We start from the raw sequence: 14,114 nt of genomic DNA, 5'->3' as shown, positions 1-14,114 counted from the left end.
GAGGAAATCTCCGAGCCATGGGACGAATCTTCGGCGTTCGTGCAGGGGCTGTTGGCGAAACCTTTTGGCGTCTATGATCGAATTTTTCGAACATCGATTCGAGCCCACATTTTTTGCAAAGGAGCCGCCGTGCTCAAGCTCAGCCTGGAAGCCATCGAGGTGGTGGACGCCATCGACCGCCACGGCTCGTTCGCCGCCGCCGCCGGGCGCCTGAACAAGGTGCCTTCCACCATCTCTTACGCGGTCGGCAAGCTGGAGGAGCAGCTGGGCATGCAGCTGTTCGAGCGCAACGGCCCGCGCGTGACGCTCACCGCCGCCGGCAGCGAAATGCTCAAGGAGGGGCGCTGGCTGCTGGGCGCCGCGAGCGACCTGGAGTCGCGCATGCGGCAGATCGCCACGGGCTTCGAGTCGGAGCTGCGGCTGGTGCACGACTCGCTCATTCCCACGCAGGCGCTCATCGACGACGTGCGCGCCTTCGAAGACCTGCGCTGCGGCACGCGGCTGCGCATCGGCTGCGAGGCGCTCACCGGCAGCTGGGAGGCGCTGCGCGAGGGGCGCGCCGACATCGTCATCGCCGCGGGCGAGGGTCCGGCGGGCGGCGGCTACCAGGCCGTGATGGTGGGCAGCCTGGCCTTCGCCTTCTGCGTGGCGCCCACGCATGCGCTGGCGCGCGCGAAGCAGCCGCTGCAGCGCGGCGACCTGCTGGAGCACAACGCCATCGTGGTGAGCGACAGCGCGCGCACGCTGTCGGACCGCACCGTCGGCCTGCTGGCGGGGCAGCCGCGCATCGCGGTGCCCTCGATGGTCGCGAAGATCGCCTGCCAGGTTGCCGGACTAGGACACGGCTTCCTGCCGCGCGCCTGCGTCGAGCGCGAACTGGCGCGCGGCACCCTGGTCGAGCTGCAGACCGAGGAGCCGCGCGCGCCGGAGGCGTTCTGGCTGGGCTGGAAGACGGGCCTGATGGGCGAGGCGCTGAAGTGGTGGGTCAAGCAGCTCAACCGGCAGCTGGTGCCGGCCTTGCTGCCGCGCTCCGTGTGAGGCTCAGCGTGCCGGCGCGTGCGCCCTGCCGCTGAAGTGCACCGCCGCCGCGGCGAGCCCCAGCGCCACGCCGAAGACCACGATGCCCGGCCAGCCGTAGCGCGTCATGAGCCAGCCGCTGACCATCACGCCGAGGGCGCCGCCGGAGAAGGTGGCGGTCATGTACAGGCTGTTGATGCGGCCCTGCGCCTTGGGGTCGACCGCGAAGGCGCGGGTCTGGTTGGACACGAGGCCCGACTGCACGCCGATGTCGAGCACCACCACGCCGATCACCAGGAACACCAGCGAATGTTCCGCGCCGGCCAGCAGCAGGAAGGCCACCGTCACGATGCCGATGCTGGCCGCCACCACGCTGCGCGGCCCCAGCTTGTCGGTGGCGCGGCCCCCCAGCGAAGCCGCCATGGCGCCGGCCGCGCCGATGATGCCGAAGCCGCCCGCCCAGGCGCTGCCCAGGTGCCAGGGGCCGCTGGCCAGCAGCGCCGCCAGGTTCACCCAGAAGGCATTGAAGCCGGCCCACAGCAGCGCCTGCACCATCATCGATTCGCGGATCGGCCGGTGGTCGCGCGCCAGCGGCCAGAGCGACGCCAGCAGCCGGCCGTAGGACAGGTCGGTGCTGGGCACGCCGCGCGGCAGCAGCCTGGCCGCCGCGATCCACACCGGCACCATGAACGCCGCCTCCACCCCGTACACCGCGCGCCAGCCCCAGGCCGCGCCGACCACGCCGCTGAGGGTGCGGCCCAGCAGGATGCCGACCATGATGCCGCTGACCACCGTGCCCACCGAGCGCCCGCGCTCGCCGGGCAGCGACATGACGGCCGCGAAAGGCACCAGCTGCTGGGGCACGCAGCTGACGATGCCGAGCGCGAACGACGCCGCGATCAGCGCCCAGATGCCGGGCGCCAGCGCCGCCGCCGAGGCGAACACGAAGGCGCCCACGATCTGCCCCAGTACCAGCTTGCGGCGGTCGAAGCGGTCGCCCAGCGGCAGCAGCAGCGCCAGCCCGACCGCGAAGCCCAGCAGCGCCGCGCCGGCGACCAGGTCGACCTGGGCCACGCCCACGTTCATGCCCGAGGCGATCAGCGGCAGGATGGGCTGCGTGCAGTAGATGTTGGTGATCACCGCGCCGGCGATCACGGCCATCATGACGATCTTGCCGCGCGAGGCGACCGCGGGGGCTGGGGAACTGGCGGATGCGATGGTTGTGGAGCCGGTCACGGCGCTCTCCTGGGCTGTGTGCCTCCAGCTGCGGCGAAATGCCGCTTTGCGTTTTTTGGGAGGTCACGGCTGCAGGTTAGGTGTTTGCACGCATGAAGAGAATCCCTCAAGATCGGGAATGATTCTTCCGAAATTTGGTAGCCACGCATGAACCGTCTCGATGCCATGTCCATCCTTGTCGCGGTCGTCGACGCGGGCAGCCTGTCGGGCGCCGCGCGCCTGCTCGACATGCCGCTGACCACGGTCAGCCGCAAGGTGGCGGAGCTGGAGGCGCACCTGAAGACGCGCCTGCTGCACCGCACCACGCGGCAGCTGTCGCTGACCGAGGCCGGCATTTCGTACGTGGCCGCGTGCCGGCGCATCCTCGAGGAGATCGGCGAGGCCGAGCGCGCCGCGACCGGGGAATACGCCTCGCCCAAGGGCGAGCTGGTGGTGACCGCGTCGGAGCTGTTCGGGCGGCTGCACGTGGTGCCGGTGGTTGCGGAGTTCCTCGCGCACTACCCCGAAATCGGCATCAGCCTGGTGCTCACCGACCGCGTGGTGCACCTGATGGACGAGCACGCCGACGCCGCCGTGCGCATCGGCCAGTTGCCCGACAGCACCTTGATGGCGACGACCGTGGGCACGGTGCGGCGCGTGGTGTGCGCCAGCCCGGCGTACCTCGCGGCGCACGGCGTGCCGGCCACGCCGCGGGACGTGTCGGCGGACGTGGCAGTGCACGACTGCATCACCTTCGAGGTGCTGGCGTCGATGCGCGCCTGGGCCTTCGGCGAGGGCAAGTCGGCGCTGTCGGTGCCGGTTCGCTCGCGGTTGACGGTCAACACGGCGGAGGCCGCCATCGCCGCCGCGACGCTGGGGGTGGGGCTGATCCGCGTGCTGTCCTACCAGGTGGCGGACGCCGTGCGCGCACAGTCGTTGCGCATCGTGCTCGATGCGTTCGAGTCGGCGCCCTTGCCCGTCAGCCTGGTGCACACGGGACAGGCGCCGTTGCCGCTGAAGCTGCGCGCGTTCCTGGACTTCGTGACGCCGCGGCTGCGCGAGCGGATCGCGGGCATCTTGTGAAAACATCTTTTTGAAAGGCTCGGACCATGCGTAGACAGTGCAAAGCAGCGAACACCGGCTGGGGCGGGGCCGTCTTTTCGGCGGTGGGATCAGCGCTATTCGGCGCGCTCGTTTGCGGCGCGGCATCGGCCGTGGCTGCGCCGGTCGAGGTGCTCAAGACCATGCCGGCGCAAGGCAGCGTGCGCCAGGGCGACGTGGTCTACGTCGACGACGGGCGCTGCCCGGCAGGCCAGGTCAAGAAGATCATCGGGGGCAACCAGAAGACCGGCGTGGCGCGGCAGGTGGAGTGCGTGAAGCGGCCACAGGGCGATTCCGCGGGGTCGGGCTCCTGAAGGCACGCGGGGCCAAGTGGCGAGCCGCACGCTGCTTGCGGCTTAAAGAACCCGAAGCACCTCGAACTGCTGCCGGACCGGAGCGACCTGTAGCGACACCTCATCGCCCTCGCATTTGCCCAGCATGGCCCTGGCCAAAGGGGCTTCGCTGCTGATGACCTGAACAAGCTGGGCGCCGCTGACCAACTGCATGCTGCCGCCATCCGGGCCGAGAAAGAGCTGTTGCTGCCTGTCGTCGGAATCGACCAGGCAGACCAGCGCGCCGAGCTGTATGCCTTTGACGGCGTCGTAGGGACGCGGGCGGAATCGGCGCCAACCGGCCATCGCCTGGCGTATGGCTTCTGCGCGCCGAGCTTGGCCGGTGGCCAGGTAGGCGGCCTCGAGCCCCAACGTGTCGTATTTGTTTTCGGCGATGTTTTCTTCGTGCGTCGCCGTTTCATGCGCCGCCCGCACGGCCTGCTCGGCTTGCAGCAGGTCTTCGGCGAGCCGTTCCAGCACCTGCTGTTGCAGCAAGAATTTATCCATGGCGAAAGGTCGGCATCTCGAACGAGCGGGGGGAGTAGGTTTTGAATATGAAGGGCTCCAGAACCCTTCGACGCTGCTGTGCGCTGGAGGTTGACTTCTGACCGAAGGTCGCCAGCAGATCGCATTTTGCCGTGCCCCCCGGCCAAGCCAGCACACGGGCAACGCAACTGAAAATCGGCGCCGAGGGAGCGAATGACCTGCCCGACAGGGCCGTGGCCCCGTCGTCATTTCGACATTGCGCACTTGGTTGCCGAACTTACGCTTGGCATTTCGATCTTCCAACCACACTCGAGCCCCTTCGATCCGTCAAAATCCCCAGTCCGCTCCCCCGGCCCGCACCGCGGTCCGCTCACATACCCCCATGCAATTCAAGACTCCCTCCATCCTCCCGCTCGCCTTCGCAATCGCTGCCAGTGCCCTGGTTCCCGGCGCGACCGCTTTCGCGGCCACCCATGCCGCCAAGCCCGCCGCCCAGAAGAAGGCCGCCACCGCGCCCGCCTCGGCACCCCTGGCCGGACAGACCGCCGTGGCCGGCGGCCCGCCCGCGCTGCCAGCCAAGGCCTGGTTGCTGATGGACTTCGACTCGGGCGAGGTGCTGGCCTCGGCCAACCCCGACGAGCCGCTGCCGCCCGCGTCGCTCACCAAGATGATGACCAGCTTCCTGGTGGAGCAGGCGCTGCGCTCAGGCAAGCTCAAGAAGGACGACCTGGTGTCGGTGAGCCAGAACGCCTGGTGCCGCGGCTCGAGCACCGAGTCCTGCATGTACCTGCCGCTGAACAGCCAGGCGACGGTGATCGACATCCTGCGCGGCATCATCATCCAGTCGGGCAACGACGCGTCCAAGGCCATTGCCGAGCACATGGCCGGCTCCGAAGAGGGCTTTGCCAAGCTCATGAACGCCGAAGCCCAGCGCCTGGGCATGACGCACACGCACTTCGTGAACCCCACGGGCCTGCCCGACCCCGACCACAAGTCGTCCGCGCGCGACCTCGCGATACTGGCGCGCGCCATCATCCGCGACAGCTCCGACTACTACCCGATCTACGCGGAGCGCGAGTTCAAGTACAACAACATCAAGCAGGGCAACCGCAACGCGCTGCTCTACACCGACCCCACGGTCGACGGCCTGAAGACCGGCCACACGCAGGAAGCCGGCTTTTGCCTGGTCACCTCGTCCAAGCGCAACGGCATGCGCCTGATCACGGTCATTCTGAACACCAACAGCGCCCAGGCGCGTGCCGACGAAACGCGCGCCCTGCTCGGCTGGGGCTACGCCAATTTCGAGAAGGCCACGCCCATCGAGCCCACGGCGGTCGTCGCGTCGCCCAAGATCGCCTTCGGCAAGGCCGACACCGTGGCCGCGGGCCTGGGCGCGCCCTGGACCATCACGGTGCCGCGCGGCCAGAAGGTGAGCACCTCGGTGCAGGTCAAGGCCGACCTGGAAGCACCGGTGGCCAAGGGCGCGGTCATCGGCAAGATCGTCGCGGAGTCGAACGGCAAGCAGGTGGCTGAAACGCCGCTGGTGGCGCAGGCCGACGTGGAACGCGCCGGCTTCTTCCTGCGCATGTGGCAGCACCTGATGCGCCTGTTCGGCAAGTGAAGCGGGCTTGATTGGGGGTGATGCGGGCGTGATGAGGACGTGATGCGGGGGCGCTGCGCTTCCTGCCAGCATCAGTACGCGCCCGGCGGCTCCGGCTTGCGAAAGAGCTTGTAGCGCGTTGCCCCGCGCACGCGCCCCAGCGGCGCCTTCACTAAATGCCATTGCCGGGCGCGTTGTCGATGACTGCTCCAGCAGCTCCGCGTACACCGGGTGCGGCTCAAGGGGCCAGACGTCCTACAACCCCTTTGCAACAAATGAAACTTGTTGCAAGACAATGGCGTCTCCCTGAACGATGCGGCGCTCCCCGGCTTCGCGCCACGTCTCCACCATGCAAAAGAAACTCAGCAAACTCGCGGCCGAAGCCGCCGACAAGGGCCGCTGGGCGCTGGCCGCCGCCGCGGCACGTGCGGCGAGCAGCGACACGGTCGACGACCACATCAACGTGCTGGGTGCCATGCACGAGGTCGGCCTGCTGAAGAACAGCATGGCGCCCTTCGCCAAGGCCTGGCGCGCCGATGCACCGGCCTTCACCGCTGCCTGCGTGGCGCGGCTCGAGCACGGCGACGCGGACTACTGGGCGCTCGCGGCGCTGCTCGGCCTGCACATTGCCGACGTCGGTCCCCAGTTCATCAACGCGGGCTTCGAGCTGCTGGCCATCACGCGCATTCCCGCATTCAAGGACCCCGAGCTGCACGTGGCCACGCTCGCGCGCCGCCAGCCGGCCAGCCCCGAGGTGCTGACGGCGCCCGTCGACCTGGGCTGGAACGCGAAGACCGGCGAACTGCTCGACGTGAGCCGCTGGCGGGCCATCGTGCTGGAGCAGCACGCGGGCACGGCGCCGCAACTGAGCGGCAGCGGTTTCGGCAGCTACTACATGCGCGCCAAGCTGCCCTACGGTTGCTGGCGGCTGCTGCATGACAAGTTCACGCTCGACGCGGATGCGGCCGTGGCGCCCGATGCAACGCTCTGGACACAGACGAAAGACGGACAGTGAGCGACGCCTACAGAGACCAGACCCGCAGGCGCCTGCAGCTCACCGCCGTCGAGATGGGCGTGACCGCGGTGCTGGGCTCGTTGCTCGCCGTGCTGGCGCGGCTGGCGATTCCCACGCCCGAATACATCTGGCTGCGCCTGCTGTTGCTGCCGATGACCGCGCTGTTCGCCTGGATCATCGTGCGCGCCCCCTCGGTGCGCGGCTACGGGCTGGCGTGCATGGCGACCATTGCCACGGTCAGCTTCAACAGCTACCTGGGCGCGCTGGGCACCGACCGGCCGCTGATGTACTTCGTGCCGGCAGCGGCCATCATCGTGCTGGCCACCAGCTTCTTCTGGATCACGCTGGCCCAGTGGATCGGCGGGGCAATCGCCTGCTATGCCTTCTTCCTGCCCTTCGTGTTCGACCACACGGCCAGCCGCACCGACACCGTGTTCGGCCTGTTGTTCGCGACGATGGCGCTGGCGACGAGCTTCGTGAGCCACCTGCGGATACAGGACTACCAGCGCCGCGCCTTCGACCAGGAGCACCGGCTGGCCCGCCTTTCGGTCACCGACACGCTCACGGGCGCGCGCAGCCGCGCCGACTTTCTCCAGCAGGCCGAAGACGCGGCGGCCCGCGCCCGCGCGACGGCTGCGCCGCTGACGCTGCTGTACCTGGACATCGACCATTTCAAGCGGCTCAACGACGCGCACGGCCATGCGGCAGGCGATGCGGTGCTGCGCGGCATGTCGGGCGTGCTGCAGCGCGCCCTGCGCGACAGCGACGTGTTCGGCCGGCTGGGCGGCGAGGAGTTCTGCGTGCTGCTGCCCGACCAGGGCGAAGACGGCGCCCGCAAGCTGGCGGACCGCCTGCGCGGCCTGCTGGCAGCGGTGCCCCGGCCCGACGGGCAGCTGACCGTGTCGGCCGGCATCGCGTCTTTGCGCGACGGTGAATCGGTGCTGCAGACGCTGCACCGGGCCGACCTGGCCATGCTCAAGGCCAAGGAGGCTGGGCGGGATACGGTGCGGGTGGCGGACGAGGTGCGCTGAACGCGCTGACCCTGCTTACCCCGCTGAAGTCCTCGATGGCCCTTCAGGCGCCTGCCTCGGGGTCGTAGCACCCGAGCAGCCGCCCCACGTCCCGCAGCTCGCCCCGCACGACCACATCGGCATCGATCTGCGCCAGCTGCTTCGCCCGGTCTGCATCGCCGATGCCGACGAACTCCAGCCCCAGCGCCCGCGCGGTGAGCAGGTCCCACACACCGTCGCCGATGGAAACCACCCTGCTGCCGGCCGGCACGCCGTGCCTGGCGCGCGCCTTGTCGATGGCGGCCTGCACGATGTCTTCGCGGGTCTCGTGCTCCGACGCGGTGGCCAGCAGGTCGGCGTCGAAGGCATGCGCCAGCAGCGCCATCTTCCGGTGCGCGCCATGCCGCAGGCTGCCGGTCGCGAACGCGGCGATCCAGCCGGCCTGCGCGATCTGCGCCAGCAGCTGCGATGCGCCCGCGATCTCTTCGCACGCACGGGCTTCGCTCGCATCGGTGTCGCACAGCGCGTCGTACTCGCGCTGGTAGCGCGCCTCCAGCAGTTGCAGCGGCGGCTCGCCGTCGAAGCCGGCTTCTTCCCACGCCTCCCTGAAGATGGCGCTGTCCGAGTGGTGCCGGTAGCTGCCCCACTGGGTGCGCAGCCGCGGAAAGTCGAAGCTGCGCAGCGCGGCTTCGAACGCGCGCTGGTGCAGGGCCACGGTGTCGGTCAATGTGCCGTCGATGTCGAACACGACGATGGGTGCGGCAAGGGTGTTGCGCATGTGCAGGTTTTGTCAGGTCGTTTTCAGATCACCACGCGCCGCCCGGTCACGGGCCTGGGCTCGGGCTCGCGCGCCAGCAGGGCCTTCCAGCGGTTCAGCGCTTCCTCCAGGCGCGCGCGACCGCGCACCGCGCCCAGCGACAGCCGCACCGCGTTCGGTGCCTCGGCGCCGATGGAGAACGCCGCAGAAGGCGTCACCGACAGGCCTTCGGCCAGCGCCGCACGCGCCAGTTCGGGCGCGGTCCAGCGCGAGGGCAGCGCCTGCCACACATGGATGCCGCGGCCCGATTCGCTTTGCGGCAAACCGAGGATGCCGCTGGCCAGGTCGTGGCGGGCCCAGGTCTCCGCGCGCACCTGCTCGAGCAGGTGCTTGGCCGAGCCGTCGTGCACCCACTGCGTCGCCAGCGCGGTGGGCAGCGGCGACGCCATCAGCGCGAACGCGCGCAGCGCGTCGAGAAAGTTCGCCTCGTTCTGCGCCCCGTCCTGCGCCTCGTTCTGCGTGTGGGGCAGCCGCACGTAGGCCGTGCGCAAGCCCGGCGTGAGGCATTTGGACAGGGTCGACAGGTAGTACGTCGATGCCGGCGCGTGGCAGGCGACGGGCTCCGGCGGCTGCGCCTCGAAGAGCCAGTAGGGGTCGTCCTCGATGATGCGCAGCCCCTTGCGCTGCGCCACCTTCGCGAGCTGCCGCCGGCGCGCGGCGGGCATGGTGCGGGCCACGGGGTTCTGGATGGTCGGGTTCAGGTAGAGCACGGTCGCGGTCGCGCCCTGCTCCGCGCAGGCCTGCTCCAGCGCGTCGGGCCGCATGCCGTGCTCGTCGGTCGCCACCGCGATCACGCGGCGGCTCAGGCGCTCGGTGACGGAGATGAGCCCCGGGTACACCAGCGGCTCCGCAAGCACGGCGTCGCCGGGCCGCGTCAGCGCGAGCACCAGCGCGGCCAGGGCCGACTGCGCGCCGGGGCACACCGCCACCTGCGACACCTCCAGCGGCCCGAACATGGGCGCGAGCCACCGGCAGCCGGCCATGCGGTCGGCGCGGCTGCCGCCGCCGGGGTGGTAGGTCATGAGCAGGTCGGCGTCGTTGCGCGCGAGCGCGTCGGCCAGGCCCTTCTGCAGCAGCGCGAACAGGTTGGAGCCCTCGGGCGCGGGTGGCATGTTCATGCTCAGGTCCATGCGCGGCGCGAAGTCGACCGCGGGCGCCGACACGAAGGTGCCGCCGGGCCCGCGCGACTCGACCAGCCCGCGGCCCTTGGCCTCGGCGTAGGCGCGGGTGACGGTCGTCAGGTCCACGCCCAGCAGCTCGGCCAGGCGGCGCTGCGGCGGCAGGCGGTCGCCCGGCTGCAGCTGCCCTTCGGCCACCGAACGCTCGACCAGCGAAAGGATGCGCAGGTAGCGCGAGCCCTTTCCGGCGGCAAAGACCTCGGCCCATTTCCACTCGATTGCTTGCGTCATGTATGGATTATGTATGAGTCACTTTGCCTAGTTCGCACGGGTATTTCGGGCGAATAGCATACAAATCCGCCAATAAATATCCATACATATCCATACATTGGGTTGTCTTGTATGCCTCCAACTGACCATCCCCCATCGAAGCCGGCCCGGGCTCTGGCCCGCCGTGTCGCGCGCTGGAGCAGCCTCGGCCTGCTCGCGCTTCTCTCCGGCTGCGGCATGACGCTGTTCGACCCCAAGGGCGACATCGGCGCGCAGGAAAAAACGCTCATCGTCCTGGCTCTGGCGATCATGCTGGCCGTGGTCGTCCCGGTCATCGTGCTCACGCTGTGGTTCGCCTGGCGCTACCGCGAGACCAACACCGACAAGCAGGTGGTGTACGCGCCCAGGTGGTCGCACTCCACGCGCATCGAGGTGGTGGTGTGGGGCATTCCGTGCGTGATCGTCGCGTTTCTCGCGGTGCTCATCTGGCGCACCACGCACTCGCTGGACCCGTACAAGCCGCTCGTGTCGCAGACCCCCGCGCTTCGCGTGGAGGTGGTGGCGCTGAACTGGAAGTGGCTCTTCATCTACCCGGACCTCGGCGTGGCCACCGTCAACCAACTGGCCGTGCCCGTCGACACGCCGATCGCTTTCAAACTCACCGCGCATTCGCTGATGAATTCCTTCTTCATTCCACAGCTGGGCAGCCAGGTCTACGCCATGCCCGGCATGCAGACGCAGCTGCACCTCGTCGCCAACCACACGGGCGCCTACGACGGCATGTCCGCGGCGTACAGCGGCCACGGCTTCTCGGGCATGAACTTCAAGGCGGCCGCCATGACCCGCGCCGACTTCGACGGCTGGGTCGCGCAGGCCAGGGCATCTCGCCAGGCGTTGTCGCTGGACGCCTACCGCCAGCTGGAAATGCCGAGCGTGAAGAACACGCCCACGGTGTACGCGCGGGTGGAAAACGGCCTGTTCAACGCCATTGCCAACCAGTACATGGGCATGAGCGTGGAAGACATGGCGGCCAGCGACATCTGCGGCCCCGAGACGCCGGAGTTTCCGCTGCGGCTGCAGGCTGCGCGGCCGATGTCGGCATCCTTGCAGCAACCCGTCGGCGGAGAGTGAGCGCCATGCCTGTGTTCGGAAAACTCGACCTCTCCGCGGTGCCCCTGCACGAGCCCATCATCATGGGCACGCTGTGCGTGGTCGTCGTGCTCGGCGCGGCGCTGCTGGGCGCGCTCACCTACTACCGCAAGTGGGGCTACCTGTGGACCGAGTGGTTCACCTCGGTGGACCACAAGCGCATCGGCGTCATGTACATCCTGCTGGCGCTGGTGATGCTGCTGCGCGGCTTCGCCGACGCGCTGATGATGCGCGTGCAGCAGGCCATGGCCAGCGGCGGCAGCGAGGGCTACCTGCCGCCGCACCACTACGACCAGATCTTCACCGCGCACGGCGTGATCATGATCTTCTTCGTGGCCACGCCGCTGATCGTCGGGCTCATGAACGTCATCGTGCCGCTGCAGATCGGCGCGCGCGACGTGGCCTACCCGTTCGTCAATTCGCTGAGCCTGTGGCTGGGCGTGGCCGGCGCGGTGCTGGTGATGATGTCGATGTTCGTCGGCGACTTCGCCGCCACCGGCTGGGTGGCCTACCCGCCGCTCTCGGAGCTGGGCTACAGCCCGACGGTGGGGGTCGACTACTACATCTGGTCGCTGCAGGTGTCGGGGCTGGGCACCACGCTCACGGGCATCAACTTCATCGTGACCATCCTGCGCATGCGCGCGCCGGGCATGACGCTGATGAAGATGCCGGTGTTCACCTGGACCGCGCTGATCACCAACATCCTGATCGTGGCGATCTTCCCCGTGCTCACCGCCACGCTGGCGCTGCTGACCATGGACCGCTACCTGGGCATGCACTTCTTCACCAACGACCTGGGCGGCAACGCCATGATGTACATCAACCTCATCTGGGTGTGGGGCCACCCCGAGGTGTACGTGCTGATTCTTCCGTGCTTCGGCGCGTTCTCCGAAATCATCGCCACCTTCTCGCGCAAGCCGCTGTTCGGCTACACGTCGATGGTGTACGCCACGTCGTCCATCGGGGTGCTGTCGTTCTTCGTGTGGCTGCACCACTTCTTCACCATGGGCTCGGGCGCGAACGTGAACGCGTTCTTCGGGATCATGACGTCGATCATTTCCATTCCCACGGGCGTGAAGCTGTTCAACTGGCTGTTCACCATGTACCGCGGGCGCATCCGCTTCCACTCGGCCACGCTATGGACCATCGGCTTCATGGTGACCTTCGCCATCGGCGGCATGACGGGCGTGCTGCTGGCCATTCCGGGGGCGGACTTCGTGCTGCACAACAGCCTGTTCCTGGTGGCGCACTTTCACAACGTGATCATCGGCGGCGTGCTGTTCGGCTGCCTGGCGGGCATCAGCTTCTGGTTTCCCAAAGTGTTCGGCTTCACGCTGAACGAGTACTGGGGCAAGGTGGCGTTCTGGTGCTGGCTGGTGGGCTTCTATCTGGCCTTCATGCCGCTGTACGTGCTGGGCTTCATGGGCATGACGCGGCGCATGAACAGCTACGTGGTCGACGGCTGGCAGCCGTGGCTCGTCGTCGCGCTGTGCGGCGCGGTGGTGATCGGCATGGGCATCCTGGCGATCGGCGTGCAGTTCTACGTGAGCATTCGCGACCGCAAGCAACATCCCGACCTCACGGGCGATCCGTGGGACGGGCGCAGCCTGGAGTGGGCCACGGCCTCGCCGGCGCCGTTCTACAACTTCGCGCTGGTGCCGCGCATCGATTCGCTCGAGCCCCACTGGGACGCCAAGCAGGCCGGCACCGCCTACCTGCAGCCGGGCCGCTACGAGGACATCCACATGCCGCGCAACACCGGCGCCGGCGTGGTGGTGTCGGCCCTTGCGCTGCTGCTGTGCTTCGCGCTGGTGTGGCACATGTGGGCGGTGGCGGCCGCGGCGCTGGCGGGCGCCATCGCGACTTTCGTGGCGCGCTCGTACGACCGCGACGTCGACTACTTCGTGCCCGCCTCGGAGGTGGAGCGCATCGAAAACGCGCGCTTCGCGCAACTGAAGGGAGCGACGGCATGAGCACGCTGAACATCGCAAACACACATGGGCACGGCGAAGGCCACGGCGACGGACACGCGCATGGCGGCGAAGCCCAGACCACCATGGGCTTCTGGATCTACCTGATGAGCGACTGCCTCATCTTCGCGGTGCTGTTCGCCACCTTCGGCGTGCTCGCGGGGGCCACGGCCAACGGCCCCACGGGGCGCGGCCTGTTCGAGCTGGAGTTCGTGCTGGGCGAAACCATGCTGCTGCTGGCCAGCAGCTTCACCTTCGGCCTCGCGATGCTGTCGCTGCAGGCGAGCACGCTGCGCCGCGCCACCGGCTGGCTCGTTGCCACCTTCGTGCTCGGCGCGGCCTTCGTGGGCATGGAGGTGTACGAGTTCGCGGAGCTGATGCACCGCGGCGCCGTGCCGCAGGCCAGCGCCTACCTGTCGGCGTACTTCACGCTGGTGGGCACGCACGGGCTGCACGTGAGCTTCGGGCTGGTGTGGCTGGCTGTGATGCTGCACCAAGTCCACCACTTCGGCCTTACCCCCGTCACGCGCCGCCGCATGGCCTGCCTGAGCCTGTTCTGGCACTTCCTGGACCTGGTGTGGATCTGCGTCTTCACCTTCATCTACCTGCGAGAGTTCACATGAACGCCACCCACGCCCCGTCGAACCACACGTCCTTCCACGCCGCGTCTTCGCACGGCTCCCTGCAGAGCTACACCATCGGCTTCGCGCTGTCGCTGCTGCTCACCTTCGCGTCCTTCGGCGCGGTCATGCTCGACGTGCTGCCGCGCCAGATGCGCCTGCCCGTCGTGGTGGGGCTGTGCGTGGCGCAGCTGCTGGTGCAGCTCGTGTACTTCCTGCACATGGGCAGCTCGCCCGACCAGCGCGCCAACACCGGCATCTTCGTGTGCACCGCCGCGCTCATCGTGATCGTCATCGCGGGCTCGCTCTGGGTGATGCACAACGCCAACGCGAACATGATGCCCATGCAGTTCTCGCCGGCCGAGGCGCGCGCCAAGGAATGACCGCCATGCAC

General features: G+C 68.5%; 14 protein-coding genes. 10 read left to right on the top strand and 4 right to left on the bottom strand.

What is annotated here, in order from left to right:
• Nucleotides 1-129: 129 nt before the first annotated feature.
• Entirely contained in the window at nucleotides 130-1,038 is a 909-nt protein-coding gene (locus QTI51_RS15820; protein ID WP_286515002.1) for a LysR family transcriptional regulator, read from the top strand.
• 3 nt (nucleotides 1,039-1,041) lie between these two features.
• Here the strand turns inward: QTI51_RS15820 and QTI51_RS15815 are convergent, their stop codons facing one another.
• Nucleotides 1,042-2,253, bottom strand: coding sequence for an MFS transporter (locus QTI51_RS15815; protein ID WP_286515000.1), 1,212 nt, complete (start codon nucleotides 2,251-2,253; stop codon nucleotides 1,042-1,044).
• 147 nt (nucleotides 2,254-2,400) lie between these two features.
• Here QTI51_RS15815 and QTI51_RS15810 point away from each other — a divergent pair, with 147 nt between their 5' ends.
• Together QTI51_RS15810 and QTI51_RS15805 are read left to right on the top strand one after the other, a co-directional pair.
• Nucleotides 2,401-3,315, top strand: a complete 915-nt coding sequence (locus QTI51_RS15810; RefSeq protein WP_286514998.1) for a LysR family transcriptional regulator — start codon at nucleotides 2,401-2,403, stop codon at nucleotides 3,313-3,315.
• A gap of 26 nt (nucleotides 3,316-3,341) precedes the next feature.
• On the top strand, nucleotides 3,342-3,647 hold the full coding sequence (locus QTI51_RS15805) for a DUF6719 family protein (protein WP_353506530.1): 306 nt from the start codon (nucleotides 3,342-3,344) through the stop codon (nucleotides 3,645-3,647).
• Between the two features lie 42 nt (nucleotides 3,648-3,689).
• Here the strand turns inward: QTI51_RS15805 and QTI51_RS15800 are convergent, their stop codons facing one another.
• Nucleotides 3,690-4,172: a GreA/GreB family elongation factor gene (locus QTI51_RS15800; RefSeq protein WP_286514995.1), complete on the bottom strand. Its 483-nt coding sequence runs from the start codon at nucleotides 4,170-4,172 to the stop codon at nucleotides 3,690-3,692.
• A gap of 361 nt (nucleotides 4,173-4,533) precedes the next feature.
• Here QTI51_RS15800 and QTI51_RS15795 point away from each other — a divergent pair, with 361 nt between their 5' ends.
• The 3 genes from QTI51_RS15795 to QTI51_RS15785 all read left to right on the top strand — a co-directional run bounded on the left by QTI51_RS15795 (nucleotide 4,534) and on the right by QTI51_RS15785 (nucleotide 7,797).
• On the top strand, nucleotides 4,534-5,772 hold the full coding sequence (locus tag QTI51_RS15795) for a D-alanyl-D-alanine carboxypeptidase family protein (protein ID WP_116911365.1): 1,239 nt from the start codon (nucleotides 4,534-4,536) through the stop codon (nucleotides 5,770-5,772).
• 328 nt (nucleotides 5,773-6,100) lie between these two features.
• On the top strand, nucleotides 6,101-6,766 hold the full coding sequence (locus QTI51_RS15790) for a hypothetical protein (RefSeq protein WP_116911366.1): 666 nt from the start codon (nucleotides 6,101-6,103) through the stop codon (nucleotides 6,764-6,766).
• Entirely contained in the window at nucleotides 6,763-7,797 is a 1,035-nt protein-coding gene (locus QTI51_RS15785) for a GGDEF domain-containing protein (protein ID WP_286514991.1), read from the top strand. The genes QTI51_RS15790 and QTI51_RS15785 overlap by 4 nt, the downstream gene beginning before the upstream one ends.
• Before the next feature lie 43 nt (nucleotides 7,798-7,840).
• Here QTI51_RS15785 and QTI51_RS15780 read toward each other — a convergent pair whose 3' ends face one another.
• A complete protein-coding gene (locus tag QTI51_RS15780) occupies nucleotides 7,841-8,554 on the bottom strand; it encodes an HAD family hydrolase (protein WP_286514989.1) in 714 nt (237 codons plus the stop codon).
• Nucleotides 8,555-8,577: 23 nt separating this feature from the next.
• Nucleotides 8,578-10,002, bottom strand: a complete 1,425-nt coding sequence (locus QTI51_RS15775; RefSeq protein WP_286514986.1) for an aminotransferase-like domain-containing protein — start codon at nucleotides 10,000-10,002, stop codon at nucleotides 8,578-8,580.
• 111 nt (nucleotides 10,003-10,113) lie between these two features.
• Between QTI51_RS15775 and cyoA the strand changes: the two genes are divergently transcribed.
• Genes cyoA through cyoD form a run of 4 tightly spaced genes read left to right on the top strand, consistent with a single transcriptional unit; the run spans nucleotide 10,114 to nucleotide 14,103 of the window.
• A complete protein-coding gene (gene cyoA / locus QTI51_RS15770) occupies nucleotides 10,114-11,112 on the top strand; it encodes a ubiquinol oxidase subunit II (RefSeq protein ID WP_286514983.1) in 999 nt (332 codons plus the stop codon).
• A gap of 11 nt (nucleotides 11,113-11,123) precedes the next feature.
• Nucleotides 11,124-13,103 carry a cytochrome o ubiquinol oxidase subunit I gene (cyoB, locus tag QTI51_RS15765; RefSeq protein WP_286515728.1) on the top strand — a complete coding sequence of 660 codons (1,980 nt, stop codon included), beginning with the start codon at nucleotides 11,124-11,126 and terminating at the stop codon, nucleotides 13,101-13,103.
• Nucleotides 13,100-13,723 carry a cytochrome o ubiquinol oxidase subunit III gene (cyoC, locus tag QTI51_RS15760; RefSeq protein ID WP_286514982.1) on the top strand — a complete coding sequence of 208 codons (624 nt, stop codon included), beginning with the start codon at nucleotides 13,100-13,102 and terminating at the stop codon, nucleotides 13,721-13,723. Before cyoB ends, cyoC begins: the two co-directional genes overlap by 4 nt.
• A complete protein-coding gene (gene cyoD / locus QTI51_RS15755) occupies nucleotides 13,720-14,103 on the top strand; it encodes a cytochrome o ubiquinol oxidase subunit IV (protein WP_286514981.1) in 384 nt (127 codons plus the stop codon). The genes cyoC and cyoD overlap by 4 nt, the downstream gene beginning before the upstream one ends.
• The last annotated feature ends 11 nt before the right edge of the window (nucleotides 14,104-14,114 follow it).

The sequence above is a fragment of the Variovorax sp. J22G73 genome (assembly GCF_030317035.1).
Taxonomy (GTDB): domain Bacteria; phylum Pseudomonadota; class Gammaproteobacteria; order Burkholderiales; family Burkholderiaceae_C; genus Variovorax.
Note: the sequence above shows the minus strand (reverse complement) of the source record. Positions and strands in the feature narration are given on the sequence as shown.

Coding starts and splice junctions, on each gene's coding strand:
- QTI51_RS15810 (WP_286514998.1), top strand. CDS start 2,401: ATGAACCGTCTCGATGCCATGTCCATCCTTGTCGCGGTCGTCGACGCG.
- QTI51_RS15805 (WP_353506530.1), top strand. CDS start 3,342: ATGCGTAGACAGTGCAAAGCAGCGAACACCGGCTGGGGCGGGGCCGTC.
- QTI51_RS15800 (WP_286514995.1), bottom strand. CDS start 4,172: ATGGATAAATTCTTGCTGCAACAGCAGGTGCTGGAACGGCTCGCCGAA.
- QTI51_RS15795 (WP_116911365.1), top strand. CDS start 4,534: ATGCAATTCAAGACTCCCTCCATCCTCCCGCTCGCCTTCGCAATCGCT.
- QTI51_RS15790 (WP_116911366.1), top strand. CDS start 6,101: ATGCAAAAGAAACTCAGCAAACTCGCGGCCGAAGCCGCCGACAAGGGC.
- QTI51_RS15780 (WP_286514989.1), bottom strand. CDS start 8,554: ATGCGCAACACCCTTGCCGCACCCATCGTCGTGTTCGACATCGACGGC.
- QTI51_RS15775 (WP_286514986.1), bottom strand. CDS start 10,002: ATGACGCAAGCAATCGAGTGGAAATGGGCCGAGGTCTTTGCCGCCGGA.
- cyoA (WP_286514983.1), top strand. CDS start 10,114: ATGCCTCCAACTGACCATCCCCCATCGAAGCCGGCCCGGGCTCTGGCC.
- cyoC (WP_286514982.1), top strand. CDS start 13,100: ATGAGCACGCTGAACATCGCAAACACACATGGGCACGGCGAAGGCCAC.
- cyoD (WP_286514981.1), top strand. CDS start 13,720: ATGAACGCCACCCACGCCCCGTCGAACCACACGTCCTTCCACGCCGCG.